The 25,859-nt window shown below is 68.9% G+C and carries 21 protein-coding genes; 4 read left to right on the forward strand and 17 right to left on the reverse strand.

The genetic code is table 11. The features are described from left to right. Positions 1–147 precede the first annotated feature (147 nt). Together G1C96_RS01850 and thiF are read right to left on the reverse strand one after the other, a co-directional pair. Positions 148–1,395 (reverse strand): DsrE/DsrF/DrsH-like family protein, encoded by a 1,248-nt coding sequence (locus G1C96_RS01850; RefSeq protein WP_335341902.1) that lies wholly within the window; start codon positions 1,393–1,395, stop codon positions 148–150. Positions 1,396–1,559: 164 nt separating this feature from the next. After that, on the reverse strand, positions 1,560–2,369 hold the full coding sequence (thiF, locus tag G1C96_RS01855) for a thiazole biosynthesis adenylyltransferase ThiF (RefSeq protein WP_169274933.1): 810 nt from the start codon (positions 2,367–2,369) through the stop codon (positions 1,560–1,562). Between the two features lie 244 nt (positions 2,370–2,613). Between thiF and G1C96_RS01860 the strand changes: the two genes are divergently transcribed. Then, entirely contained in the window at positions 2,614–3,432 is an 819-nt protein-coding gene (locus tag G1C96_RS01860) for a YoaK family protein (protein WP_169274934.1), read from the forward strand. 7 nt (positions 3,433–3,439) lie between these two features. Here the strand turns inward: G1C96_RS01860 and G1C96_RS01865 are convergent, their stop codons facing one another. The 10 genes from G1C96_RS01865 to G1C96_RS01910 all read right to left on the reverse strand — a co-directional run bounded on the left by G1C96_RS01865 (position 3,440) and on the right by G1C96_RS01910 (position 13,956). Continuing rightward, positions 3,440–4,981 (reverse strand): aminotransferase class I/II-fold pyridoxal phosphate-dependent enzyme, encoded by a 1,542-nt coding sequence (locus G1C96_RS01865; RefSeq protein ID WP_169274935.1) that lies wholly within the window; start codon positions 4,979–4,981, stop codon positions 3,440–3,442. Positions 4,982–5,095: 114 nt separating this feature from the next. Beyond that, entirely contained in the window at positions 5,096–6,586 is a 1,491-nt protein-coding gene (locus G1C96_RS01870) for a xylulokinase (protein ID WP_169274936.1), read from the reverse strand. Beyond that, on the reverse strand, positions 6,583–7,110 hold the full coding sequence (locus G1C96_RS01875) for a GNAT family N-acetyltransferase (protein WP_169274937.1): 528 nt from the start codon (positions 7,108–7,110) through the stop codon (positions 6,583–6,585). The genes G1C96_RS01870 and G1C96_RS01875 overlap by 4 nt, the downstream gene beginning before the upstream one ends. 55 nt (positions 7,111–7,165) lie before the next feature. Further along, positions 7,166–8,056 carry an HAD family hydrolase gene (locus G1C96_RS01880; protein ID WP_169274938.1) on the reverse strand — a complete coding sequence of 297 codons (891 nt, stop codon included), beginning with the start codon at positions 8,054–8,056 and terminating at the stop codon, positions 7,166–7,168. Between the two features lie 117 nt (positions 8,057–8,173). Next, a complete protein-coding gene (secG, locus tag G1C96_RS01885) occupies positions 8,174–8,422 on the reverse strand; it encodes a preprotein translocase subunit SecG (protein WP_169274939.1) in 249 nt (82 codons plus the stop codon). 67 nt (positions 8,423–8,489) lie between these two features. Then, positions 8,490–9,284: a triose-phosphate isomerase gene (tpiA, locus tag G1C96_RS01890; RefSeq protein ID WP_169274940.1), complete on the reverse strand. Its 795-nt coding sequence runs from the start codon at positions 9,282–9,284 to the stop codon at positions 8,490–8,492. A gap of 230 nt (positions 9,285–9,514) precedes the next feature. Next, the gene (locus G1C96_RS01895) at positions 9,515–10,720 is read right to left on the reverse strand and encodes a phosphoglycerate kinase (RefSeq protein ID WP_169274941.1); all 1,206 of its coding nucleotides are present in this window, start codon (positions 10,718–10,720) and stop codon (positions 9,515–9,517) included. Between the two features lie 155 nt (positions 10,721–10,875). After that, on the reverse strand, positions 10,876–11,823 hold the full coding sequence (gene whiA, locus G1C96_RS01900) for a DNA-binding protein WhiA (protein ID WP_169274942.1): 948 nt from the start codon (positions 11,821–11,823) through the stop codon (positions 10,876–10,878). Between the two features lie 229 nt (positions 11,824–12,052). Further along, on the reverse strand, positions 12,053–12,988 hold the full coding sequence (rapZ, locus tag G1C96_RS01905; RefSeq protein WP_169274943.1) for an RNase adapter RapZ: 936 nt from the start codon (positions 12,986–12,988) through the stop codon (positions 12,053–12,055). Next, complete coding sequence (locus tag G1C96_RS01910) at positions 12,988–13,956, reverse strand: shikimate dehydrogenase family protein (protein ID WP_169274944.1); 969 nt, start codon at positions 13,954–13,956, stop codon at positions 12,988–12,990. The genes rapZ and G1C96_RS01910 overlap by 1 nt, the downstream gene beginning before the upstream one ends. A gap of 312 nt (positions 13,957–14,268) precedes the next feature. Here G1C96_RS01910 and G1C96_RS01915 point away from each other — a divergent pair, with 312 nt between their 5' ends. Continuing rightward, entirely contained in the window at positions 14,269–14,865 is a 597-nt protein-coding gene (locus G1C96_RS01915) for a pyridoxamine 5'-phosphate oxidase family protein (protein ID WP_169274945.1), read from the forward strand. On the opposite strand, the gene G1C96_RS01920 is transcribed toward G1C96_RS01915, so the two are convergent. From G1C96_RS01920 to uvrA, 4 genes are all read right to left on the reverse strand, one after another. Beyond that, complete coding sequence (locus G1C96_RS01920) at positions 14,843–15,460, reverse strand: isochorismatase family protein (protein WP_169274946.1); 618 nt, start codon at positions 15,458–15,460, stop codon at positions 14,843–14,845. The genes G1C96_RS01915 and G1C96_RS01920 overlap by 23 nt on opposite strands. Before the next feature lie 142 nt (positions 15,461–15,602). After that, a complete protein-coding gene (locus G1C96_RS01925; RefSeq protein WP_169274947.1) occupies positions 15,603–16,754 on the reverse strand; it encodes a YdcF family protein in 1,152 nt (383 codons plus the stop codon). A 66-nt stretch (positions 16,755–16,820) separates the two neighbouring features. Beyond that, the gene (gene uvrC, locus G1C96_RS01930) at positions 16,821–19,238 is read right to left on the reverse strand and encodes an excinuclease ABC subunit UvrC (protein WP_240945043.1); all 2,418 of its coding nucleotides are present in this window, start codon (positions 19,236–19,238) and stop codon (positions 16,821–16,823) included. 101 nt (positions 19,239–19,339) lie between these two features. After that, complete coding sequence (uvrA, locus tag G1C96_RS01935) at positions 19,340–22,276, reverse strand: excinuclease ABC subunit UvrA (protein ID WP_169275224.1); 2,937 nt, start codon at positions 22,274–22,276, stop codon at positions 19,340–19,342. A 212-nt stretch (positions 22,277–22,488) separates the two neighbouring features. On the opposite strand from uvrA, the gene G1C96_RS01940 reads away from it, so the two are divergent. Beyond that, a complete protein-coding gene (locus tag G1C96_RS01940) occupies positions 22,489–23,427 on the forward strand; it encodes an alpha/beta hydrolase (RefSeq protein WP_169274948.1) in 939 nt (312 codons plus the stop codon). 3 nt (positions 23,428–23,430) lie between these two features. Here G1C96_RS01940 and G1C96_RS01945 read toward each other — a convergent pair whose 3' ends face one another. Further along, positions 23,431–24,210 carry a M15 family metallopeptidase gene (locus G1C96_RS01945; RefSeq protein ID WP_169274949.1) on the reverse strand — a complete coding sequence of 260 codons (780 nt, stop codon included), beginning with the start codon at positions 24,208–24,210 and terminating at the stop codon, positions 23,431–23,433. A 190-nt stretch (positions 24,211–24,400) separates the two neighbouring features. Here G1C96_RS01945 and G1C96_RS01950 point away from each other — a divergent pair, with 190 nt between their 5' ends. Next, positions 24,401–25,771: an MATE family efflux transporter gene (locus G1C96_RS01950; protein WP_335341903.1), complete on the forward strand. Its 1,371-nt coding sequence runs from the start codon at positions 24,401–24,403 to the stop codon at positions 25,769–25,771. Positions 25,772–25,859 lie beyond the last annotated feature (88 nt).

Below are 25,859 nucleotides of genomic sequence, written 5' to 3' on the forward strand. Positions count from 1 at the left end.
CGCTGGCGGCGGACCGTTGCATGTGCTCCGCAGACGATGCTCCGCTTGGCACGAAAGTTCAATTTCCGTGCCGTCGGTTTGAACACGGTCCCATCCGGTTCACCATGCGTCCGGTCGGCGACGACCGGACGGGGACGGGAACTCGGTTCACACGAACAGGCTCATGTCGCTCGTCTCGCCGGAACCGAGGAACGTGGACACGCCGCCGAGCTCCACGCCGTCGATGAGCTCCTCCTTGCGGATGCCCATGATGTCCATCGACATCTGGCATGCCACGAGCCGCACGCCGTGCTCACGGGCCTGCCGCATGAGCGATTCCAGGGATTCGACGTTCTTGGACTTCATGATCCAGCGGATCATCTTCGCGCCGATGCCGCCCATGTTCATGCGCGACAGGCCGAGCTTCCTCGTGCCGCGCGGCATCATCATGCCGAACATGCGCTCGATGAGCGTCTTGCGGACGCGCACGCGATGGGGCTTGCGCAGGATGTTGAGTCCCCAGAACGTGAAGAAGACCGTGACCTTGCGACCCATGGCGGCGGCGCCGTTGGCCATGATGAACACGGCGATGGTCTTGTCGAGGTCGCCGCTGAACACCACGAACGTCTTGTCGTGGCGGATATCGCCGCCGTCCGGGTTGGCAGCGACGCCGGAGACGCCCGCGGCCGCGCTCGGGCAGGCCGCCGCGGGCGCGCCGGGCTCGGGCATCTCGGCGGTCTTGTCGATGACGACGTGGATCACTCCGTCGTCGCCGCGCGTGAGATCCACGAGCCGGTTGCCGGTGCGCTCGCACCATACGGCGACGTCCGAGCAGAACGCGTCCTCGGTGGCTTCGACCGTCAGTCGCGTGCCGACCGGCAGGGGACGCAGCGTGTCGGCGATCCTGACGATGGGGCCGGGGCACTTGAGGCCCTTGGCGTCGACGAACACGGGCTTGGCCTGCGGGGCGGCAAGCTGCTGCTTCGCCACCGGAATGGACAGCGCCGGGGCGGCCGTCGAACCAGCCGCGGCGTCACCCGCCGCGCCACCCGCGGCGAGCGCCTCGTCCAGCGAACGCCCCTGCGCTTCGACGTAGGCGCGGTACGCCTGGAAGCCGCCGTCGAGGTTGATCGCATCGTACCCGCGGTCGGCGAGGATCTCGGCGACCTCCTCGCTCCAGTCGCCCACGCGGCAGAAGACCACGACCGGCTTGCCGGCAGGAACCTGACTCAGCTTCGTGCTGATCTGGTCGAATGGAATGTTGATGGCGTCGGCGAATCCGTGCACCAGCACCTCGTCCGGCTCGCGCAGGTCGAGCAGCGTGACCGTGCTTCTGTCAAGCCGGTCGAACTCCTCCGGTCCGATGCGCCGGAATTCCTCGTCGTCGTTCCTCTTCGCCGCCTGCGGTCCCGTCACGTCATGCTCCCCTGTGCTCATCGGCGCCGACGTTCGGCAGCCGCTTCCTTCGATACATCTGTTCCTTCGATCCTATGGCAGGGCGGGGATGCATGCCGCAGCGAGGCCATAACCGTTGCCTATGACACGTCATAGGAACGGGCGGACGGCTGCCGAGACGGCACTCAGATCGCGCAGGCGGGCTGCACGTAGTTGGCGGGGTCGAGCGCGGTGATGGTCGGGTTCCCGCCGCACACCGGGCAGTCGGATTCGCGTTCGGGCAGCGGCACGGCGCGGCAGGCCATGCTCAGCGCGTCGACCGTCATCATGCGCGCGACGAGCGGCTCGCCGATGCCGAGCAGCAGCTTGACGGCTTCGACGGCCTGCATGCTGCCGATGATGCCCACCACGGCGCCGAGCACGCCGGCCTCCCTGCAGCTGGGCACCTCGCCCGCGGCGGGCATGTCGCGGAAGATGCAGCGGTAGCACGGCCCCTCGCCGGGCACGACGTCCATGAGCTGCCCCTCGAAGCGCACGGCGCCGCCGTAGATGTACGGCTTGCCGGCGAGCACGCATGCGTCGTTGATGAGGAACTTCGCGGAGAAGTTGTCGGTGGCGTCGACGACGAGATCGTAGTCGTCGATGAGACCGGCGATGTTGGTGGCATCGATGCGCATGCGATGCGGCTCCACGGTGACGTCCGGGTTGATGGCCCGCATGGTCGCGGCGGCGGACTCGACCTTGGGTTCGCCCACGTCGGCCGTGCCGTGGATGATCTGGCGCTGCAGGTTGCTCAGGTCCACGACGTCGTCGTCCGCGATGCCGATGGTGCCGACGCCCGCCGCGGCGAGGTACATGGCCGCCGGCGAGCCGAGACCGCCCGCGCCGATGACGAGCACGCGCGAGGCGAGCAGACGCTTCTGCCCGCGCACGCCGATGTCCTTGAGGATCAGATGCCGTGAGTAGCGTTCGAGCTGGTCGTCGGTGAATGCCATGGTGCGTCCCTTCCGTCATGCCGGTCTGTCGTGCCCGCCGGTCCTGCCGTCGTGCGGCCGTTCCTCCTACAGTACGCGCCCCGCCGCGAGGCGCCGAGTGGCCGCCCACGTCCGGGCGCGCCCGCATAATGGCCTACGCCACGGCAGGCCGCCCATCGGCATGCGCCTGCACGGCGCCGACCGTCCCATCTGTGCCGTTCCACCGTATAGTCACGCATTCCGCACGAAGGAGCCGCAGCACGTCATGACATCGCATCTCGCCGAAGCAGGACGCACGTTGGTTCCCCGCGAAGACGACCGGTACGGCCTGCTCTCCCCCGCGCTCGTGATCCTCACGTTCGTGGCCGGGCTCGTGGATGCGCTGAGCTATCTTGCGCTGGGGCACGTGTTCGTCGCCAACGTGACCGGCAACATCGTCTTCCTGGGGTTCGCGATCGCGCACGCGCAGGGCTTCGTATGGTGGACGTCGGCGCTGACGCTGGTGAGCTTCGTCGCGGGAGCACTGATCGGCGGGCGCATCATCCGCCGGTTCGGCGCGAACCGGGCGCAGCATCTGCTGGCGTCGACGCTCGTGCAGCTCGCGTTCGTCGCGGCGGCGCTGATCGGCATCTACGTGCTGAACGGCCTCGTCCCGGAGCCCGCGATGGGCGGCATGTCGTCCGATGCGGCGGCGCGGGCGGCGCAGCCGAGCCTGAACTTCCCCACCGGCAGCCAGATCGATCTGCACATCATCCTGCTGATCGTGCTGCTCGCGCCGGCCATGGGCGTGCAGAACTCCACGGCGCGCAAGCTGGCCGTGCCCGACCTGCCGACCACGGTGCTCACGATGACGCTGACCGGCATGGTCGCCGACGCGTCCGCGCGCGGGCACGAGGCCTCGAAGCTCGGCCGGCGCATCGTGGTGATGCTGGCGCTCGCGTGCGGCGCGCTGACCGGCGCGATGCTGCAGATGCGCGGCCACGAGGACGTGATCCTCATGGTGATGATCGCATGCCTGCTGGCGGTCGCGGCGCTGATGCTGCCGCACGTGCATTCCGACGCGGTGTGGGTGTCCGGACGGTGACGACGGGTCAGCTCTGCCAGTAGTAGCCAAGGAAGTCCGCGATCTTGTCGGTCGCGTCCCTGAGCACCTCGATGCGCGGCAGGTACACGATGCGGAAGTGGTCGGGCTTGTCCCAGTTGAAGCCGCCACCGCGCGTGATGAGGATGCGCTGGTCGTGCAGCAGGTCGAGCGCGAACTGCTCGTCGTCGTGGATGTTGAACTTCTTCACGTCGATCTTCGGGAAGATGTAGAACGCGGCCTTGGGCTTGACGGCGGTGAGTCCCGGAATCGAGTTGATCGCGTCGTAGATGTACTCGCGCTGCTCGTAGAGTCGGCCGCCGGGCACGATGTAGTCGTTGACGCTCTGGTGGCCGCCGAGCGCGGTCTGCACGATGGACTGGGCCGGAACGTTCGAGCAGATGCGCATGTTGGCCAGCATGTTGAGGCCCTCGATGTAGTCCTTGGCGATGCGCTTGTTGCCGGACAGCACCATCCATCCCACGCGGTATCCGGCGATCATGTGCGACTTGGACAGGCCGGAGAACGTCACGCAGAACAGGTCCGGGGCGAGCGACGCGATGGACACGTGCCTGAGGCCGTCCATGACGAGACGGTCGTAGATCTCGTCGGAGAAGATCATGAGATGGTATTCGCGCGCCAGCTCCACGATCTGCTCCAGCACCTCCTTCGGGTACAGTGCGCCGGTGGGGTTGTTCGGGTTGATGAGCACGATGGCGACGGTGCGGTCGGTGATCTTGGCGCGCATGTCGTCGATGTCCGGGTACCATTCGGACTCCTCGTCGCACACGTAGTGCACGGCGGTTCCGCCCGCCAGGTTCACGCAGGCGGTCCACAGCGGATAGTCGGGGCTGGGGATCAGCACCTCGTCGCCGTCGTCGAGCAGCGCGGACATGGACAGGTTGATGAGCTCGCTGACGCCGTTGCCGGTGTAGATGTCGTCGATGGTCACGTTGGGCAGATTCTTGAGCTGCGCGTACTGCATGATGGCCTTGCGCGCGGAGAACAGGCCCTTGGACGGCGAGTAGCCCTCGGTGTCGGTGAGCTGGTGCGCCATGTCGTAGACCACCTCGTCCGGGGTGCGGAAGCCGAACGGTGCGGGGTTACCGATGTTGAGCTTGAGGATGTGCGTGCCGTCCGCCTCCATGCGCGCCGCCTCGTCGACGACCGGGCCGCGCACGTCGTACAGGACGTTGTCGAGCTTGTGCGACTTGCCGAACGTGCGGCGGCGGGGCACGAAGGACGCTCCGGGTTCCGGTCTCGGCGTCGCGGCGGCCGAAGCGGCGGGCTGCGGGGCTGCGGACGACGGAACCGCCGTCCCGTCGGCGGCGTCGCGATCGCCGCGCAGCCATGCCGCGTCCACGCCGAGCTGTTCGGCGAGGAAGCCGAGGACGTCCTCGCGCGGCATGGTCTTGCCGGCCGCGTACTGGCTGATGTGGCTCTTGCCCAGGTGCACGCCCTTGGCCGCCGCCGCGTTGACGATGTCGATCTGCTTCATGCCCTGCCGGTCCATCGCATCCCGCAGCCGCTGCGCGAACAGTTCATTGGCCATATGCCTTGCCGCCTTAAAGTTCAATTTCCGGCCGCAGCCGGTCCGTTCAATTGGCTTACAGCATACACCCCGCCGATCTCAAATTGAACTCTCGCGTGTTTCGAGTTCAATTTCCTATCGCAGGCCTCCCAGAGCCGGGTAGAGCGCAAGGAAGCGCTCGAACGCGGCGTCGTAGACACGGACGGCCGCCCTGTCCGGCTCGTAGGTCCGCCCGCCGGACGCGGCCTCCACCAGTTCGGGCCTGCCGAACACCAGCGACGCCAGGGCGACCGCGGGCAGGATGTCCGCATGGTCGAACACGCGCACCGGATGGTCCAGCACGTCCGCGAGGATCTGGCACCACGCGGATTCGCGCGCCCCGCCGCCGATCAGGGAGACCGACTCGGGCGCGGCGTCGAAGCTCGCCATGCCCTGGCGGATGGACAGCGCCACGCCTTCGAGGGCGGCACGCAGCAGGTCGGCGCGGGTGGCGTCCGGGGAGATCCCCACGTAGGCGCCGCGCACGGTCGGGTTCATGACGGGGAAGCGCTCCCCCACCAGATACGGCAGACACAGCACGCCGTGCGCGCCTGGCTCGGAGGATTCCAGCAGGGCGTGCGCGTCCGCATAGCCGCCGTCCGCGAACACGGCCGTGGCCCAGCGGTGCACGTCGCCGGCGTTGAGGAAGGGCACCGCGTTCACGAAGCCGCCGGCCACACCGAAGCGCAAATTCGCGGCGCCTGGCTTGTCGGTGAACGGCTCCGGGGACACGGTGGCGATCCAGCCGGACGTGCCGAGGTTGACGTTGTACTGTCCGGGCCGCGTCACGCCGCTGGCGAACGTGGTCGCGCCCGCGTCGCCGATGCCCGCATGCACCGGTGCGCCGGCGGGCAGTCCGGTGAGTGCGGCCGCCTCGGGCAGCACGACGCCCACGAGATCCTGCGGATCGTGCAGTTCCGGCAGCACGCGGCGGTCCGGCCCCTCCTCCGCCAGTCCCGCGGCCGCGCACAGTCCCGCGTCCCAACGGCCGGTGCGGATGTCCATCGCGCCGGCCGTCGAGCAGGCGGCCACGTCGCCGACGCACACGCCCGCGAGCCGCGCGATCAGGTAGTCCTTCGAGCTGATGAGCACGTGACGCATCCGGGCGAAGCGCTCCGGCTCGTGCGCGCGCATCCACATGAGCTTCGGCAACGGCAGACAGCCCTCCAGCCGGTTGCCGACCGTCTCGAGGAACCGGCGTTCCCCGCCCTCGTAGCGTTCGGCCAGCGCGGCGGCCTCCCGCGATGCGCGCCCGTCCGAATACAGGATCGCGTTGCGCACGGGATCGAGGTTTCCGTCCAACGCGATCACGTCCTGCATCTGGCCGCTCATGATCACGCCGCGGATCCCGTCGGCGGCGACGCCCTGCGCGGCCGCGGCGCCGGTCATCGCGCGGGAGACGGCGCAGAACGCCCGCCACCATCGGTCCGGATCCTGCTCGAGCCGATCGCCGTCGACGATGAGATCGAGGTCGCCGCTCGCACTGGCGACGATCCGTCCCGCGCCGTCCACCAGCGCGCCCTTGACGGCCGTGGTTCCCGCGTCGAACGTGGCGACGAGGCCGCCGGCCGTGACGTCCTCGCTCATCGCGTCTCCTTCCGTCCGAACGTGAGCCGCATCTGATGCCAGACCACGTTGCCGTGCGTGGAGCCGGACACGCCCTCGTCCGCGTAGCCGAACCGTTCGTAGAATCCCACGAGCCGATCCTTGCACGTGAGCACCAGTCCCCTGCGCCCGGCCCCGCGCGCGTCGGCGATCACCCGGCGCATGAGCAGGCTCGCCAGACCGCGGTGCCGATGTTCCGGCGCGGTGACGACGCCGAAGATCATCTGCCAGGCGCCGTGCGGATCATGCAGCGACGCGTCGGCGTACATGTCGTCCGCGAGGTCCGGCCGGTCGGTGGCCATGCCGTCGACGAACGCGAGCAGGCGGCCCTCGCCGTCGACGAGCAGCCAGAAGCATTCCGGGTATGCGGCGACGCGCTCGCGGATCCGGTCTTCCGTGGCGGCCTCCGCGGGCGGGAATCCCGCCGTCTCGACCGCCGCGATCGCCGCGACGTCCGCCGCCGTGGCATGGCGGATGGTCAGGTTGTGGAACTCGATGCCGTTCATGCCCTCCACAGTACGCGGTCGGCCCCGGCCGGTGCCGCGGCGTCTCGCGGGCGGGTCAGCCCCGGGTGAGGGCGCGCAGACGACCGTCGATCCACTGCGCGACGCCGTTCTCGTCGTTGGACGGGCATACCTCGTCGGCGATGGCGAGCACCCTGGGGTTCGCGTTGGCCACGGCCACGCCGAGCCCGGCCGTCCGCATCATGTCGATGTCGATGAGATCGTCGCCGAACGCCGCGGTCTGCGCCACGTCCACGCCGAGCCGGTCGCAGACGAGCCTCAGGGAGTGCGCCTTGTTGGCGAGCGGGTTCATGAGCATCCACATCACGCCTTCGGAGACGGACGCCGCGAAGTCGTCGGGCACGAGCTCGCCCAGCGCATCCCACTGGTCGGCCCCGGGGAACAGGATGATCTTGTCCGCCACGCCGTCCGGCACGCCCCGCTCCGTGCGCCCCTCGCCGGAGGTGAAGTCCGTGTAGCGCCAGGTCTGGGTCTTCCAGTAGACGCTGACGTCGAAGTTGGTGTAGCGCACGTCGTTCATGACGATGCCGCACCGGATCCCGGGAAGGCGCTCCGTGAACATCCGGCACGCCTCGCAGGCGCGCGCGGCGTCGAAGCCGATCTTCACGAGGCCGGGGTCGGCGGTCACGTCGTCCCGGGTCAGGGACTCATACGTCGATTCCAGCGGATGAAAGTCGATGAGCGCGCCGTTGAGGTACACGCAGGCGTCCACGGGCAGCCGCCGCACGATGTCCAGACCGGTGCTCACGGGGCGCGCGGTGGATACGGCGAGCTTGAACCCGGCGTCATGCGCGCGGCGCATCGCGTCGATGGCGGTCCGGTCGAGGTATCGGCCTTCGAACGTGTCCGCGCCGTGCAGCAGCGTGCCGTCCAGATCGACGACGAGCAGACGGACGCCGGATTCGGACGGATCGGCGATGTGTTCCATGGTCAGCGCACTCCCTCCCGCGGAGACGACGATGGGTACGGCAACGAAAAGGGGCCCGCGGACCTTGACGGTCCCGGACCCCGAAAGCATGCGTCCGGCCGGTTGGACCGGCCCCGATCAGATGAGGTTGTACTTGGCGAGCAGGCCGAGCGCGATGATGACCGCGACCCAGATGAGCGCCACGATGACGGTGAGGCGGTTGAGGTTCTTCTCCGCCACGCCCGAGGTGCCGGCGTTCTGGGTGAGACCGCCGCCGAACATGTCGGACAGGCCACCGCCCTTGCCCTTGTGCATAAGGATGAGCAGGGTGAGCAGCACGGATGCGACGACGACGATGACATCCAGCGTGATCTTCAGGGCAACCACTATTGAACCTCCACTTTTCGTAAGTCTTGAGCCATGATACCCCAACATCGGGATGAAAGCGGCCCGATCAGAACGTTTTGACGGTTTTTTCCGCCAGACGGCATATTTTGGCGAACTCGTCCACGTCGAGCGAAGCGCCCCCGACGAGGAATCCGTCGACGTCGGCGCCCCGCAGCAGCTGCTGCGCGTTGCGCGAATTGACCGATCCGCCGTACAGGATGCGCATCGCGCCCGCCATGCGGGGACCGAACTGCGCGTGGACGGCCTCGCGGATGGCCCGGGCCGCCTGCTGCGCGGAATCGGGCGTGGCGACCATGCCGGTGCCGATGGCCCACACGGGCTCGTAGGCCACGATGAGCCGCGCCACGTCCTCGTCGGACAGATCGCGCGTCACGTCGTGCACCTGTCCGACGGCGAACTCGAGCTCGATGCCCTGACGACGCTCCTCGAAGCTCTCCCCCACGCACAGGATCGGCTGCATGCCGGCGGCGAGCACGGCGCGCACCTGGTCGACGATGTTGGCGTCGTCCTCGGGATGGTACTTGCGGCGTTCGGAATGCCCCACGATCACGTACCGGCAGCCGAGCTTGGAGAGCATGTCGGCGGAGACGTCCCCCGTGAACGCGCCCTGCGACGTGACGGACACGGACTGCGCGCCGTAGCGGATCCGCAGGTCGTCGGCCTCCACGAGCACCTGCACGCTGCGCAGCGCCGTGAACGCCGGCATGAGCGCCACCTCGCAGCGCCGGAAGTCGAATCTGGCGTCCCTGAGCGTCCACGCGAGCCTCTGCACGAAGTACGTGGCCTCGAGATGGTCGAAGTTCATCTTCCAGTTGCCGGCGACCAGCGGGATGCGCGCCATCGGGACTCCTTCCTCGTGATGATTCGTGCCATGACGATGCTTCGCGGCGACGGGCTCCCCTCCCCATGAGAAGGCACCGCCACAGGGGCGACTGAGGGGAGCGTGGATCGTGCCACAGCTCCCCTCAGTCTGCTGCGCAGACAGCTCCCCTCAGAGAGGGGAGCCAAGATCGATATGACTTCTGCTGCGCAGACGGCTCCCCTCGAGGAGGGGAGCCGATCGCATCGAGACTACTCCAGCACCTTCAGGCCGGGCAGCTCCTTGCCCTCGAGGAACTCGAGGGAGGCGCCGCCGCCGGTGGAGATGTGCGAGAAGCCGTCCTCCGGGAAGCCGAGGTTGCGCACGGCGGATGCGGAATCGCCGCCGCCGACGATGGTGAAGGCGCCGGCCTTGGTGGCGTCCACCAGGCCCTGGGCCACGGCCTTGGTGCCGGCAGCGAACTCAGGAACCTCGAACACGCCCATCGGGCCGTTCCACACGACGGTCTTGGAGTCGACGATCTTGTCGTGGAACAGCTTCTGGGACTCCGGGCCGATGTCGAGGCCCATCTTGTCGGCCGGGATGGCGTCGGCGGGGACGACCTCCGGGGCGACCGGGGTGTCGCCGGCCGGGAAGCCGGCGTTCACGACAACGTCGGTCGGAAGCACGAGCTCGACGCCGTTCTTCTCGGCGGTCTCGATGTAGCCCTTGACCTTGTCGAGCTGATCCTCCTCGAGCAGGGAGGTGCCGACCTCGTAGCCCTTGGCCTTGAGGAAGGTGAACACCATGCCGCCGCCGATGACCAGACGGTTGGCCTTGTCGAGCAGGTTCTCGATGACGCCGAGCTTGTCGGAGACCTTGGAACCGCCGAGCACCACGGTGAACGGGCGCTCCGGGTTCTCGGTGGCCTTGGAGAGGGCCTTGACTTCCTTCTCGACGAGCAGGCCGGCGGCCGCGGGCAGGTCGGCGGCCACGTCGTAGTTGGAACCCTGGGCGCGGTGCACGACGCCGAAGCCGTCGGACACGAACGCCTCGCCGAGCGCGGCGATCTTCTTGGCGTAGGGGGCGCGCACGGCGGGATCCTTGCTGGTCTCCTCCGGGTTGAAGCGCACGTTCTCGAGCAGGACCACGTCGCCGTCCTTGAGCGCGGCGACCTTGGCCTGGGCGTCCTCGCCGTAGGTGTCGGCGGCCAGCGGGACCTCGATGCCCAGCAGCTCGCCGAGGCGCTTGGCGACGGGGGCCAGAGACAGCTCGGGGACGACCTTGCCCTTCGGACGGCCGAGGTGGGCCATCAGGATGACCTTGGCGCCCTCGTCACGCAGGGCCTTGATGGTGGGCAGGGCGGCCTTGATGCGGCCGTCGTCGGTGATGGTCTCGCCCTTCAGCGGGACGTTGAAGTCGGCGCGGACCAGAACGCGCTTGCCCTTGAGATCTCCAAGATCCTTGAGTGTCTTCATGAATATCCTTTCCGTACTGCTGACGCAGGGAATGGGCTGTTTGCCACTTCCGAAGTGTACAGGCCAACACGAACAAAACCCCTGCATTTCGCAGGGGTTTCGCATCGCGGGACGACGGCGCGCCCGCATGGATCGAATACGGACGGGACCGCGGATCAGGCGTTCTGCGCGCGCTGCTTCTCCACCTTGGCGGCCAGCAGGAGCAGACGGCGGATGCGTCCGGCGATGGCGTCCTTGGTGACGGGCGGGTCGGCCAGACGGCCGAGCTCCTCGAGGCTGGCGTCACGGTGGTCGAGACGCAGCTGGCCGGCGGCGCGGAGGTTCTCCGGGACGTCGTCGCCGAGGGTCTCGAACGCCTTGAGGATCTTCTCGCTGGCCTCGACGGCCGCCTTGGCGCTGCGGCGCATGTTCGCATCGTCGAAGTTGGCCAGACGGTTGGCCTTGCCGCGGGATTCGCCGTCGGAGCGCTTGCCGGTCCATTCGCGCGCCGAGCGCGGGGCGCCCAGCAGGATGAGCATGCGCTCGATCGCGTCGGGGTCGCGCAGCGTGACGCGCTCGGAGGAGCGCACCTGACGCGCCTTGACGCTGATGCCGAGACGGCGGGCCGTGCCCACCAGCGCCAGCGCGGCCTCGGAACCCGGGCAGACGATCTCCAGATAGCTGGCCTTGCCCGGATCGGACAGTTCGCCGTGCGCGAGGAACGCGCCTCGCCACGCGGCCTTGATCTGCGCGGGGGTGCCGGAGACGACGTCGGCGGGAAGACCACGCACCGGACGCTTGCGGCGGTCGATCAGGCCGGTCTGCAGCGCCAGCGCGCCGCCCGCGCGCAGCACGCGCACCGAATAGCGCTGCACCGTGCCGTTGGGGGTCTGCCGCGACACCTGGATGAGGTCGGACTCGTGACCGAACACGTCCTTGATCGTATCCTGCAACCACTTCGCTGCATCAAGCGAATCGAACTGCGCCTCGACGACGATGTGCTTCTGGATGAGGTGCAGGCCGCCGCCGAAACGGATCATCGCGGCCGCCTGCGCCTTCTTCGCTGCAGACGTTTCGTTGTCGATTGCGGCAAGTTCGCTTTTGACGTCATCGAGCAGTGCCAAGAGCCAACCTCCTACAACTTCTGAGTTCTCGCTCAATTGTGCCGGTTCCGCGGAACGGTCCGCGAAACCACCGGCTTTCTGTGATATCGAATCGCGTGGACAAGGCCGCCCTCGTTCCGCGGTTCCGAGGCCGCGGTGTTCGACATGTGAACCACGCCCGACGCGCGAACGGCAATCGTTTGATGCTTCCGCGACGATTCGGGGCCCGACACGGCGCGGGAACCCGGCGTCACGCCGCCGAGCGGTGGCGATGCAGCTCGCGCGCGGAGACGGTCACGTTCAGCCCGTGCGTGCGCAGGCGCCGCGCCAGCTCCTCGCTCATCGCCACGGAGCGGTGCTGTCCGCCGGTGCATCCGATCGCGATGGTCACGAAGTGCTTGTCCTCGCGCGCGTACCCCTGGATGGCGGTGTCGATCGCCTTCTCGTAGGCGTCGAGGAACTCCTTCGCGCCGGCGCTGGCGAGCACGTAGTCGCTCACGGGCTCGTCAAGGCCGGTCAGCTCCCTGAGCTGCGGCACCCAGAACGGGTTGGGCAGGAACCGCACGTCGGCCACGAAGTCGGCGTCGAGCGGGATGCCGTACTTGAAGCCGAAGCTGAAGATGTGCACGGCCACGGTGGTGGGGCCGGTGCCCAGCAGGCCCTCGTACAGCTTGGTGGACAGCTGGTGGATCGACAGGCTGGACGTGTCGATGACGATGTCGGCACGCTCCTTGAGGTTGGCGAGCAGGGCGCGCTCCTCGCTGATGCCGTCGATCAGACGGCCGCCGCGCTGCAGCGGATGCGGCCTGCGCACCGATTCGTAGCGCTTGATGAGCACCTCGTCGCTGGCGTCGAGGAACAGGATGCGCGTCTTGACGCCGAGGTCGTCGAGATGGCTGAGCACCTGGGACAGGTCGTCGAAGTACGAGCGGGACCGCACGTCGATGACGGCGGCGAGCTTGTGGATCTTCGAGGCCGAGTTGGTCATCATGTCCACCAGCGGCACGAGCAGCTTGGGCGGCAGGTTGTCCACCACGTACCAGCCCATGTCCTCGACGCTGTCCGCCGCGTGGGAGCGCCCCGCGCCGGACATGCCGGTGATGAGGAGGACCTCGACGTTGCTGGCGGGTTCGGGCGAGGGCTGCGCCGTCTCCTGCGCGGGATCGGCGGGATTGGTGTCGGTCATCACAGTGCCTCCTCGAGTGCGTGGCGCATGGCGATTTCGATGCGGTCGTCGTCGGTGGTCGTGTTCAGCAGCCGGCCGTCCGCGTCGGACGGCGGGTCCCCGTCCCAGACGCCGGTCATGAGCAGCACCTGGATCAGGGCCTGGTACAGCAGCATCTCCTCGCCGCCGATCGCGAGCCCTCCCCTGGCGCGCCACGCCTGCATGAGCGCCGTGGGACGCGGATCGTAGACCACGTCGAGCAGACGGGATCCCGGCTGCACGGCGCCGCGTTCGGCCAGCAGGTCGGCCACCGGGTCGGCCGCATGGCCCGGGATGGTGTTGATGACGACGTCGGCGGACGCGAAGGCGGCGAGCAGGGCGTCACGGTCGTCGAGCGCGACGACGTCGAGCGCGTGGTCGCGGCGCAGGAACCTGCGCGCCAGCGGCTCCAGCGCGGGATTGCGGTCGGGATGACGGGCCGCGACCGTGATGTGCCCGACCTCGGGCATGACCGTGCACGCGGCGACGGCCGAGGTGGCGGTGTTGCCGTTGCCGATGACGAGCGCACGGCCCTCGCGCAGCTGCGCGACGGTGACGCCAGCCTGCTGGGTGGCGTGGTCGAAGGCGAGCTGGATGCCCACCACGTCGGTGTTGTACAGCTTCACGGACGGATTGGCGGCGCGGCCGGCCAGGACGTCGGCCCAGTCGAACACGGCGGTGTTGGCCACCTTCAGCTCGCGCGCCCACAGGTTGGACGGCACGCCGTACGGCTGGATGGTCTTCTTGAGGGGCATCGTCAGGCTCAGGCCCGCCCACGTGGGGTCGAGCCCCGCGAGGAACCCGGCGAGGTCCTCCTCGCCCACCTCGTGGCGGTCGTAGTGCCAGTCGTCGAGCCCGAGGGCCCGGTATGCGGCGTTGTGCAGCACCGGCGAGAGCGAATGCGCGATCGGCTTGCCGAGCACGGCGCAGCGATGGTTGACCTGGGTCATGTCCCTCCTTGTTCGCTTCACCCATCCTAGCGTATCCGCGGGTCCGCGCCCGGGGTTTTCCGGCATCCCCCAGCGTCCTTCCGGGAAGTTCCCGGGAGACCGGACCACGCAGGAGACTCCGGTGCCTGACGGGAACCGTTCTCGGCAAGGGAAGGGGCGGGTTTCCGGGCGGACGACGGAACGACGGGGTCCGCGTCCGGAACCGGGCGCTTCGCTTGCCGGCGGCGCACGACCTATCATGATCCAGACGAACCGCGAGCGAATTGCGAACGAGCCGCGCACGAGCCGCGCACGAGCGAAAGGCAGGCAACCATGAGCGTCGACTACGCGAAGGAGACGAACGGCGCGCGGCGGCGCAATGACGCGCGCACGATCGCCGGGGAGCACCGCCCGATGCGACGCGCCGACCGCGAGGTCACGGACCCGGACCGCATCGAGGCGATCATCGCCGGCTGCGATGTCGTCGACGTCGCGTACGCGGACGCCGAAGGGCTGACGATCGTGCCGCTCAACTTCGGATACGAATACGACCATGTCAGCGGCCGCCTTGCGCTGTGGATGCATTCGGCGTCGCGCGGACGCAAGATCGACGCGATCCGGGACGCCGGCAACCGTCTGCGCGTCGCGTTCTCCATGCGCACGGACTGCGAGGTCATCGAGGGACGCACGGCGTGCGGATGGGGCGAGGCGTTCGCTTCGATCGTGGGTGAGGGAACCGCGTCAGTCGTGGATGACCTCGACGAGTGCCGGCGCGGGCTTCGGCTGCTCATGGCGCATCAGGCGCACATGCCCGACGCGGCGTTCACCGACGCGCAGGTCAGGGCCGTGACGGTGTGGCGGATCAAATCCGACCATCTCGCCGCCAAGGCGCATCCGCATCCCCGGTCTACTGCGCGCGGCGCAGCGTGACGCCGGCGTCGGCCATCTGCCGGCGCGCGGCAGCGCCGAGCTCCTCGCTCACCGGCACGGTGAGATCCTCGAATACGGTGACCGGGTAGCCGAGCTTGCGCGCGTCGAGCGCGGTCTCCTTGACGCAGTGCGATTCGGCGATGCCCACGACGTCGACCTGCTCGATGCCGGCCGTCTTGAGCGCGCCGGCGAGCGTGCGTCCTGCGGCGAGCGCGGCAGCGACCTGATCGCGCGACTGGATGCCGTCGCCGTCGTCCTCGATGCCTTCGAAGCCGGAGTAGGCGGCCGCATACTGCCCCTTCTTGAAATGATGCTCGATGCCGAGCGACTGGATCGCCGGATGGAGCTGCGCGTTCGGCGTGCCGGCCTTGCCGTGCACCGGCCATGTGTCCACGAAATCGGGGTGATCGGACCAGTGCGCGCCCGGCTCGATGTGCCAGTCCTGCGTGGTGGCGATGTAGGCGTATTCGCCACGATGCGCTGTCACGTACGCGGCGATGCGCTCGGCCACGGCGTTGCCGCCGTCGACGCCAAGCTCGCCTCCTTCGCAGAACGTCGGCTGAACATCCACGACGATCAGTGCCTTCGCGCTCATGCGCTGCCCCTTTCCCTTCGATGTCGCGCGAGATCGCACCCGTCCCGCGCCGATGCCGCCATCAGATGACGCCATCAGTGTAGGCGGGCGGATGCCGGCGCAGCAATAGTCAGCGGTCACGGCATCGCGTAACGGCATCATGTCACGGCATGACCATGAACGCGACGATCGACAGCAGCAGGACGGGCGCGCCGAACGCGGCCCAGTGCTCGCGCACCAGCGCCGCGTATTCGCGCATCATGCGGACGGTCCGCCATCCGACCGGCACAGCGGCCGCCGCGGAAGCGCTCGGGATGCCGAGCTGCGCGCACAGCGCCGCAGCGCGCGGCAGATCGTAGGGATCGGTGACGAGCAGCACGCCAGCGTCCCTGCCTCGCACGTCGGCGTCCTCTCGCGTGTCGGCGTCCCTGCCTCGCCTGCCCTTGCGCGCGGCGAGCGCCTGCAGGTTCCCCTGCAGCGTGCCGTCGGTCAGGCGCACGATCCGCGACGACGGGACGCCGCGCGCCTCCAGCATGCTTCGCATGCGCACGGTGTCGTCGGTGCCGTCGTCGTCGCGCACGCCGCCTACGGCGATCGTGGCCGCGCCCGCCGAGGCGTTCCACAGCTGCACGGCCCTGTCGAGGCGCGCAGCAAGCAATGGACCGGGCAATGGTCTGGACAATGGCCTGGACGGATCGGGTTTCGGCGAACGCGCGTCGATGCGCCGCTCGTCCAGCCGGTCGCCGTCCACGGTGCGCCCCTGCACGAGGATGACGTCGCAGCGCGCGGCGTCGACCGGACGCACGGCGCATGCCGCCGACCACAGCCGCCACGCCGCGAACGGCAGGCTCAGATCCAGCACGAGTGCGCCGAGCACGGCCATCGCGCGCGACAGCTCCTGCGAATCCGCAATGGCGTAGAAGGCCGCAGGCACGAACGTCGCCATGCCCATGAGCGCGCACCATGCCAGCGATGCGATGCCCGCGGCCAGGCCCGTCAGCACGCCGGCCACCGGGAAGAGCGGATACTCCGGCCTGCGCAGCGGCGCCATGGCCGCATGCGTCAGGCAGCGCACGCCGAACGCGAACGGCGGCGCCAGCGCCAGAACCGTTACGAGCGTCACCATCGCGTTCCATGCCACGTCCATGGTCAGCAGACGGATCATGACGCCCAGCGCCAGCAGCCACAGGCCAAGGAACAGGGCGATCGCATTGCGCAGCCGGCGCGGCTCGCGGTCCATCGACAAGGCGAAGCACGCCAGCAGCGCGACGGCCGGAACGAGCAGCCACTGCGGGTCGGGAAGGAACGTGAACATGACGGTCTCCTCTGCTGCGCCGGCATGGGCGCCTTGCCGGATGGGCCTCTAGGGCGGGGCCGGGGCCTACTGCGCGGTGGATTGCACAGCGGTTTCCACGGTGGATTGCGCTGTCGGCGCGGCGTGCAGCGCGTCGTGGATGGCCTGCGCCTTGGCATGCCCGATGCCCTTGACGGATTCGAGCTCCTCCACGCTGGCCTCGCGCATGGCGCGCACCGATCCGAACTGCCTGAGCAGTCGCTTCTGGTAGGCCTCGCCGATGCCGGGAATACCGTCGAGCGCGGATCGCAGGGCGCCCTTGCGCCGGGTCTGGCGATGGTAGGTGATGGCGAACCGGTGGGATTCGTCGCGCACGCGCTGCAGCAGGTACATGCCTTCGGACTGGCGCTTGAGGATGATCGGATAGTCGTCGTCCGGCACCCACACCTCTTCGAGGCGCTTGGCGAGGCCGCACAGCGCCACGTCGTCCACGCCGCAGTCCTTCAGCGCCTTGGCGGCGGCCATGACCTGCGGCTTGCCGCCGTCGACCACGATGAGATTGGGCTTATAGGCGAAGCGGCGGCGATCCGTGTTCTGCTGGACGACGTCGCCCGCCGCGTCCGGCGCAGCGCCGTCGACGGGCACGGCAGGCCGTCTGGCGGCACGTGCCTCGTTGTCCATGCTTTCGCCGGTGTCACCGGCGATGTTGCCGTGGCGGAATCGGCGGGTGAGCGTCTCGTACAGCGCGCTCAGATCGTCCACGGCGCCCTGTCCGTCCCTGCCGCGGATGGCGAAGCGGCGATATTCGCTCTTCTTGGCGACCGCATCCTCGAACACCACCATGGAGGCCACCTGGAACGCGCCGCCCACGGTGTTGGAGATGTCGTAGCATTCGATGCGCAGCGGCGCCTGGCTCAGCCCCAGCGCCTTGGCGACGTCGTTCATCGCATCCGTGCGCGTGCCCATGTCGCTGATGCGGCTCATCTTCGCCCGCGCCAGCGCCTGGCTCGCGTTCTCGGACGCCCGGTCCATGAGCGCCTTCTTCTCGCCTCTGCTGGCCACGCGAATGGTCACGGCGGCGCCGCGCAGACCGGACAGCCAGCCTTCCAGCTCCTCGCGCCGAGCGGGCTCGACGGGCACGATCACCTCGCGCGGCACGGGCGCCACGGGGGCGAGCAGATCGGCGCGACCGGTCTGCTCCTGACGCTCATGGCGCTCGCGCGTCGCCTGCGCGCGGGCCGCCGCATCCACGGCGGTGAGGCTCTGCGTGCTGCCGATCGCCTCGCGCCGTTCGACGATCGCGCCGGCGCCCGCATGGCTGCGCGGCGAGAGCGCCGCGTCGTCCGCCTGCGCGTCGCGCGGCCCGCCGTGCGGCGCGGCATCGGCCATGTCGTCGGGACCGACGGACGCGACCTCCGCATACACCTGCACGATGAGGTCGGCGATGAGCTCGGCGTCGCTGACGTCCTCCACACGCTCGACGCTCCAGTTGCGTTCGCCGCGGATCGACCCGTCGCGCACGGTGAACGCGTGCACGGAAGCCTCCAGCTCGTCGGAGGCGAGGCCGAACACGTCGGCGTCCACGTCCTGGTCGAACACGACGGCGTTCTGCTGCATGACGGTCTGGAGCATCTGGATCTCGTCGCGCAGCCGCGCGGCCTTCTCGAATTCGAGCTCGGCGCTGGCGGACTTCATGTCGCGCGTGAGCTGGGCGACGTAGGAGCGTCCCAGCCGTCCGGTCATCACGCCCACGAGACGCTCGCACATGCGCCGGTGCTCCTCGACGCCGATCCTGCCGACGCACGGCGCCGAGCACTTGCCGATCGACGCGAACAGGCACGGACGTCCGGTCAGCTGCGCCTTGCGGAACGCGGCCTCGGTGCAGGTGCGCACGGGGAACGTGCGCAGCAGCCGGTCGAGCGACTGGCGCAGCTCCCATACCTTGGCGTACGGTCCGAAGTACCGCGTGTTGCGGCGCTTGCGGCTGCGCGTCACCCAGACGCGCGGATACGTCTCCCCCGCCGATACGGCCAGATACGGGTAGGTCTTGTCGTCGCGGAACTGCACGTTGAAGCGCGGATCGAACTCCTTGATCCACGTGTATTCGAGCGTGAGCGCTTCGAGCTCGGTGCCGACGACGGTCCATTCGAGGCTGCGCGCGGTGAGCACCATGGTCTGCGTGCGCGGATGCAGCAGGTACAGCGGCTGGAAGTAGTTGGTCAGCCGGTTGCGCAGGCTCTTCGCCTTGCCGACGTAGATGACGCGCCCCTCGCCGTCGCGCCACTTGTAGACGCCTGGCTGCGCGGGAATGTCGCCGGTGCGGGGACGGAACAGGTCGCGCGTGTCGCCGAGCAGGGGCGCGCCGTTGCGGTTCACTCCCCTGCCGCCGCCGTCCGCGATGCTATCGCCGGCATCGCCGGTATCGCCGCCGTTCGCGTCACGCAGCGCGGACGCGGTCCTGCGCCACGTCTCGGGCGCGTGGCGTTCGAGCATGCCCGATGCCATGGGCCGCCTCCCTTCTGGTTCACTGCCTGATTTCGCTGATTCGCTGATTCACTGCCTGCCGGGATCTGTCTGCGCCGGCGAAGCCCGCCGCCGTCCGCGCGTCACGCGAGCATGGGCCCGAGGAACCTGCCGGTCCAGGATTCGGCGCATGCGGCCACCTGCTCCGGCGTGCCCTCGGTGACGATCGTGCCGCCGCCGTCGCCGCCTTCGGGACCGAGGTCGATGATCCAGTCGGCGGTCTTGATCACGTCGAGGTTGTGCTCGATCACGATCACCGTGTTGCCCTTGTCCACGAGCCCCTCGAGCACCTTGAGCAGCTTGCTGATGTCCTCGAAGTGCAGGCCGGTGGTCGGCTCGTCGAGGATGTACACGGTCCTGCCGTCGGAGCGCTTCTGCAGCTCGGTAGCGAGCTTGACGCGCTGCGATTCGCCGCCGGACAGCGTGGGCGCCGGCTGGCCGAGGCGGATGTAGCCGAGGCCCACGTCCACCAGGGTCTTCAGGTAGCGCGAAATGGACGGATACGCCTTGAAGAAGTCGGCGGCCTCCTCGATGGGCATGTCGAGGATGTCGGAGACCGTCCTGCCGTTGTACTTCACCTCGAGCGTCTCGCGGTTGTACCGCTTGCCGTGGCAGGTCTCGCAGTCCACGTACACGTCCGGCAGGAAGTTCATCTCGATCTTGATGGTGCCGTCGCCGTGGCACGCCTCGCAGCGGCCGCCCTTGACGTTGAACGAGAAGCGGCCGGGCCCGTAGCCGCGCACCTGCGCCTCGGGCGTCTTGGCGAACAGGGTGCGGATCTTGTCCCACACGCCCGTATAGGTGGCGGGGTTCGAGCGCGGCGTGCGGCCGATGGGATTCTGGTCCACGTGGATGACCTTGCGCACCTGGTCCACGCCCTCCACGCGCGTGTGCTTGCCCGGCACGATGCGCGCGCCGTTGAGCTTGTCCGCGAGCACCGGGTAGAGGATCGAGTTGACCAAGGTGGACTTGCCGGAGCCGGACACGCCCGTCACCACGGTCATCACGCCCAGCGGGAAGTTCACGCTGATGTTCCTGAGGTTGTTCTCGCGGGCGCCCACGACGCGCAGCTGCGCCGTGCGGTGCACCTTGCGGCGGCTCTTCGGCACGGCGATGCGGCGGCGTCCGGCGATGTAGTCGCCGGTGATCGACCGTGGCGCCTCGACGAGCTTCGCGGCGGGACCGGAGTAGATGACCTCGCCGCCATGCTCGCCGGCGCCGGGGCCGATGTCCACCACCCAGTCGGCCTTCTCGATGGTCTCCTCGTCGTGCTCGACGACGACGAGCGTGTTGCCGAGGTCGCGCAGGTGGTGCAGCGTCTCGATGAGGCGCTCGTTGTCGCGCTGGTGCAGACCGATGGACGGCTCGTCGAGCACGTACATGACGCCCACCAGCCCGGAGCCGATCTGCGTGGCGAGCCTGATGCGCTGCGCCTCGCCGCCGGACAGCGTGGCCGCGGCGCGCGAAAGGGTCAGGTAGTCGAGACCCACGTCGTTGAGAAAGCCGAGACGGGCGCGGATCTCCTTGAGCACCTCGCCGGCGATCTTGGCGGCCGAACCTTCGAGATTCAGCCCGTTCACCCAGTCGAGGGCGCGAGACACGGACATGTCGCACACGTCGGCGATGGACTCGCCGGACACCGTGACCGCGAGCACCTCGGGCTTGAGCCTGCGCCCGTGGCACGTCTGGCACGGCACCTCGCGCATGTACGACTCGTAGTACTCCTTCATGGCTTCGGAGTCGGTCTCGTCGTGACGGCGCATGAGCGTGCGGATCACGCCCTCGAACCCGGTGGAGTATTCGCGCAGACGCCCCCAGCGGTTGCGGTATGAGACCTTCACCTCGAAGTCGCGGCCGTACATGACGGCCCTGCGCGCCTCCTCGGGCAGGTCCTTCCACGGCGTGCGCATCGAGAAGCCCATCTCGTCGGCGAGGCCCTCGAGCACGTGGCCGTAGTACTGCGAGGTCATCTTGCTGTTCGACCACGGCTCGATGACGCCGTCCGCGAGCGACTTGTCCGGGTCGGAGATGATGAGCTCGGGGTCGATCTCCAGCTTGAAGCCGAGGCCCGTGCACACCGGGCAGGCGCCGTAGGGGGCGTTGAACGAGAAGGTGCGCGGCTCGATCTCGTCCAGTTCGAGGGTGTGCCCGTTGGGACAGCATCGGTGCTCGGAGAACGGGCGGCGCCGGGCGGGTGAATCGGCCGGCTCGTCCACGAAGTCCGCCACGACGGACCCGTTGGCGAGCTTGAGCGCGGTCTCCACGGAGTCGGTGAGGCGCTGGCGGATGCCGTCCTTGACGACGAGGCGGTCCACCACCACTTCGATGGTGTGCTTCTTCTGCTTGGCGAGCTTGATGTCGTCGCCGAGCTGGTGCATCTCGCCGTCGATGAGCGCGCGGGAGTAGCCGTCCGAGCGCAGCAGGTCCAGCAGCTCCACGAATTCGCCCTTGCGGCCCTTGGCGACGGGCGCGAGGATCTGGAAGCGCGTGCGCTCCGGCATGGCGAGCAGCGCGTCCACGATCTGCTGCGGCGTCTGCGAGGCGACGGGCTCGCCGCATTCCGGGCAGTGCGGCACGCCGGTGCGCGCGAACAGCAGACGCAGGTAGTCGTAGATCTCGGTGATCGTGCCCACGGTGGAACGCGGGTTGCGGTTCGTGGTCTTCTGGTCGATCGACACGGCCGGGCTCAGACCCTCGATGAAGTCGACGTCCGGCTTGTCCATCTGCCCCAGGAACTGGCGCGCGTACGCGGACAGCGACTCCACGTAGCGGCGCTGCCCTTCGGCGAAGAGCGTGTCGAACGCCAGCGACGACTTGCCCGAGCCGGACAGCCCGGTGAACACGACCATGCGGTTGCGCGGGATCGCCAGATCCACGTTCTTGAGGTTGTGCTCGCGGGCGCCCTGGATCGTGATCTTGAGGTCGTTGGGGATGTGCGAGATGTCGGCCACGAGCGACGTCTCGGTGCGTACCATGGGCGCCTTCCTGATCTCGCGGCTGAGGAACGAGTCGCTCGTCATCACGCGTTCCACCACCACGTCGCCGCTTCTGCCCGTCCGTCCGGTAGCCACGGGTCCTCCCCTCGTATGCGTATGTGCGTGCACGGTCTGGGTTCAGGATACCCGATCTTCGGACAGATTTCGAACGCATGTTCGATGCGTGTCGCACCCGCGGAACGGAGCCGGACGGCCGGACGCGCGGTCCGGACTACAGTGGTCCGTGGAGGTGCATCATGGCAATCGACGCCCCGGATTGGGTACGCGACGCGGCGATCCGCGCCTTCGCGCGCGTGGTGGACGGAGGTCTCAGACGGCGCGAGCGGCGGCTGTCGGTGCCGCGGGACGTGACGGCGGGGGTGCCGCTCCCCTATCTCCCCGACGGCTACGACTCGCACCGCCTCGAACTGCTGCGCCCCGCGGGCGCGTCGGATCGGGGCCCCTTGCCGCTGATCGTCGACATCCACGGCGGCGGCTGGATCCACGGCCATCTGGACGTCAACCGCATCTATTGCTCCCGGTTGGCGCAGCACGGCTTCGCGGTGGCGAACGTGGACTACCGCAACCAGCCGGACACCGACCTGCGCGGACAGGTGCGGGACCTGTTCGCGGCGCTGCACTGGATCGCGGGCCACGCCCGCGACGAACGACTGGACGCCGGCGACGTCTTCCTGACCGGCGATTCGGCCGGCGCCCATCTGGCGCTGCTCGTCCACTGCGTCAACGCATCGCGGCGACTGCAGGACGTCTTCGGCGTCGAGCCCGAGCCGCGCATCGCCGTCCGGGCGATCGGACTGGTCAACGGGGTCGTCGAGGGCACGTACCGCGTGGAGCCTCCGAGCCCGCTGCTCGCCGTGGCCGACCGCGCGCTGCTCAGGGTGATGTGCGGCGGCGACCCGGACGCCCCATGGCGGCCGTACCGGTCGTACGTGCGCTTCGCCGCCGGCGTGGCGCTGCCGCCCACGTTCGTCATGACCGGGCTCGCGGACCCGTTCTACGACCAGAGCCGCATCCTGCTGCGCTGGCTCCGGGCACGCGGCGTGGAGGTGGAGGACATTGTCTGGCCGCGGGACCGCAGGCTCGGCCACGTGTTCAACATCACCGAGGTCGATTGGGAGGAGAGCCGGCGCACGAACGCCGCCATGTGCGACTTCTTCCTGCGGCACCGGGGATGACGGTCACGCGCCTTCCCGCCCCGCATACTCCTCGAGCGTCCAGCCGCCGTCCCGCATGGCGGCGGCAGCGTCGACGCCCACGTACCGGTAGTGCCACGGCTCGTACTGGTTGCCGGTCACCGCGGTCCTGCCGTCGGGGTACCGCAGGACGAACCCGTAGCGGTACGCGTTCGCCGCGAGCCAGTCGTAGACGGCCCAGTTGTCGTCCACGGCCCTGCCGCGCGCGTTGACGTCCACCGCCAGACCGATCTCGTGCTCGCTCGTCCCGGGGATCGCCACCAGACGCTCCGCCCGTGCCCGCGCGGCGGCCTCGGGCATGCCCTCGCCCCGGTATTCGGCGATCTTCTCGTCCATCAGACGCCGCTGCACGTCGTTCGTGCGGAAGCCGGCCGTCACCTCCGGATCGAGGCCGTCCGCCCGCATGGCGTCGAACATGCGCTGCAGATCCGGATAGATGCGCGAGTCGACCTGCTGCCCGTTGCGCAGCGTCGTCAGCTCCGGCCGCGGGTACCCGGACGGGATGGCGTTCCACCGGTTCACCACGATCAGACTCCACCGCGAGGGATCGTACGCCGCGGCGGTCCGCCACCGCGCGAACGGACCCCGATGCATGACGGCCCCCACGCCGGCGAGCGCCGCCAGGGCCAGCGCCGCCACGCATGCCGCGACGGCCGCGCGCCTGAGCATCGCGGCGCGCGAGCGCCGCGCACGGGCGACGGCGAACGACCGCACCCCACGTCCGTCGGCGGTTCCCGGTCCTCCGTCCGGTCCTCGAGATTCCATGTCGACTCCTTCCCGCCCGTCCGCGTCCGCGGCTCCGCGGCGCCTCCGATGGCCCCAACGTTACGGAGGGACGCCGCGCGCGGGAATCGGCCTGCGGAACGAATCGCCGCGCCCGCCCCGGATCCCGCTCATCCCCGGGGATGACCGCCGCGAGGCGCGCTGCGGGACCGGCCGCGTACAATGCCCCTTCGTGACGCAATCGACGCAACACGACGCACTCGGTACCAGATCCATCGGCCGTCTGGCCGTCTCCCTCGCCCTGCCCGCGGTGGTGGCGCAGGCCTGCAACGCGCTGTACACCATCGTGGACCGTCTGTTCATCGCGCACATCCCCGGCATCGGCGATCTGGCGATGACCGGCGTGGGCGTGTGCTTCCCCGTCACCGTGGCCGTCTCCTCGTTCGCCATGCTCGTGGGCATGGGCGGCGGCCCGCTGTCGTCGATCGCGCTCGGCCGCGGCGACCGGGATCTGGCCGAACGGTATCTCGGCACGTCGGTGGCTGCGATCGTCGCGATCGCGATCGTCCTGCCCACGCTGCTGCAGATCCTCAAGACGCCGATCCTTACCCTGTTCGGCGCGAGTCCGGCGACGCTGCCGTACGCGGTCGACTTCCTCACCGTCTATCTGTCCGGCACGGCGTTCGTGCAGCTGTCGCTCGGGCTCAACACGTTCATCACCGCGCAGGGTCGCGCCCGCGTGGCCATGGGGTCGGTGATGATCGGCGCGCTGAGCTCGCTGTCGCTGGACCCGCTGCTCATCTTCGCGCTCGGCATGGGCGTGCGCGGCGCGGCGCTCGCGAACGTGATCGCGCAGGGCCTGTCCGCCGCATGGGTGCTGCGCTTCCTCGCCTCGCCCGCCAGCACGATCCGACTCAGGGCCCGCAACGTGCGGTTCTCCCGACTGCTCGGGCCGATGCTGTTCCTAGGCGTCTCGCCGTTCATCATGCAGATCACCGAGTCGGTGATCCAGGTGGTGTTCAACTCCTCGCTGCAGCGCTACGGCGGCGACGCGTACGTGGGCGCGATGACGATCATGACGAGTCTCATGCAGCTCATCTTCGTGTTCTCGCAGGGCATCTCGCAGGGCGTGCAGCCGATCATCGGCTACAACTACGGGGCCGGGCTGTACGACCGCGTGCGCCGCGCGTACCGAGGCACCATGGCCGTGCAGGTGGCCATCAACTGCGCCATGACCACCCTGTTCGCGATCTTCCCGGCGTTCTTCGCCTCGCTGTTCACCTCCGACCCCGCGATCGCGGGCGTGGTGACGCGCACGCTGCCGTACTTCGTGTGCGGCATGGGCCTGTTCGGCATCCAGAACGTGGTGCAGTGCGCGTTCGTGGGCATGGGGCAGGCCAGGCCGTCGCTGTTCCTCGCGGTCTTCCGCAAGCTCATCCTGCTAGTGCCGCTCGCGCTGGTGCTGCCGGGGCTGGGGCTGGGCACGTTCGGCGTGTTCGTGGCCGAGCCGATTTCGGACGTCACGTCCGCGCTCACGGCCGGTCTGCTGTTCTCCCGGTACGCGCGTCGGCTGCTGCCGGCGGACGGGGCGGATGATCGCTGACGCGCCGGCCGGGGCGATCCGGCATCTCCATGGCCGGTATCTCCATAGTCAGGGGTAGATCCGGCGATCTGCTGGCAGATATCTCCAT

The sequence above is a fragment of the Bifidobacterium moraviense genome (assembly GCF_012932365.1).
GTDB classification, from domain to species: domain Bacteria; phylum Actinomycetota; class Actinomycetes; order Actinomycetales; family Bifidobacteriaceae; genus Bifidobacterium; species Bifidobacterium moraviense.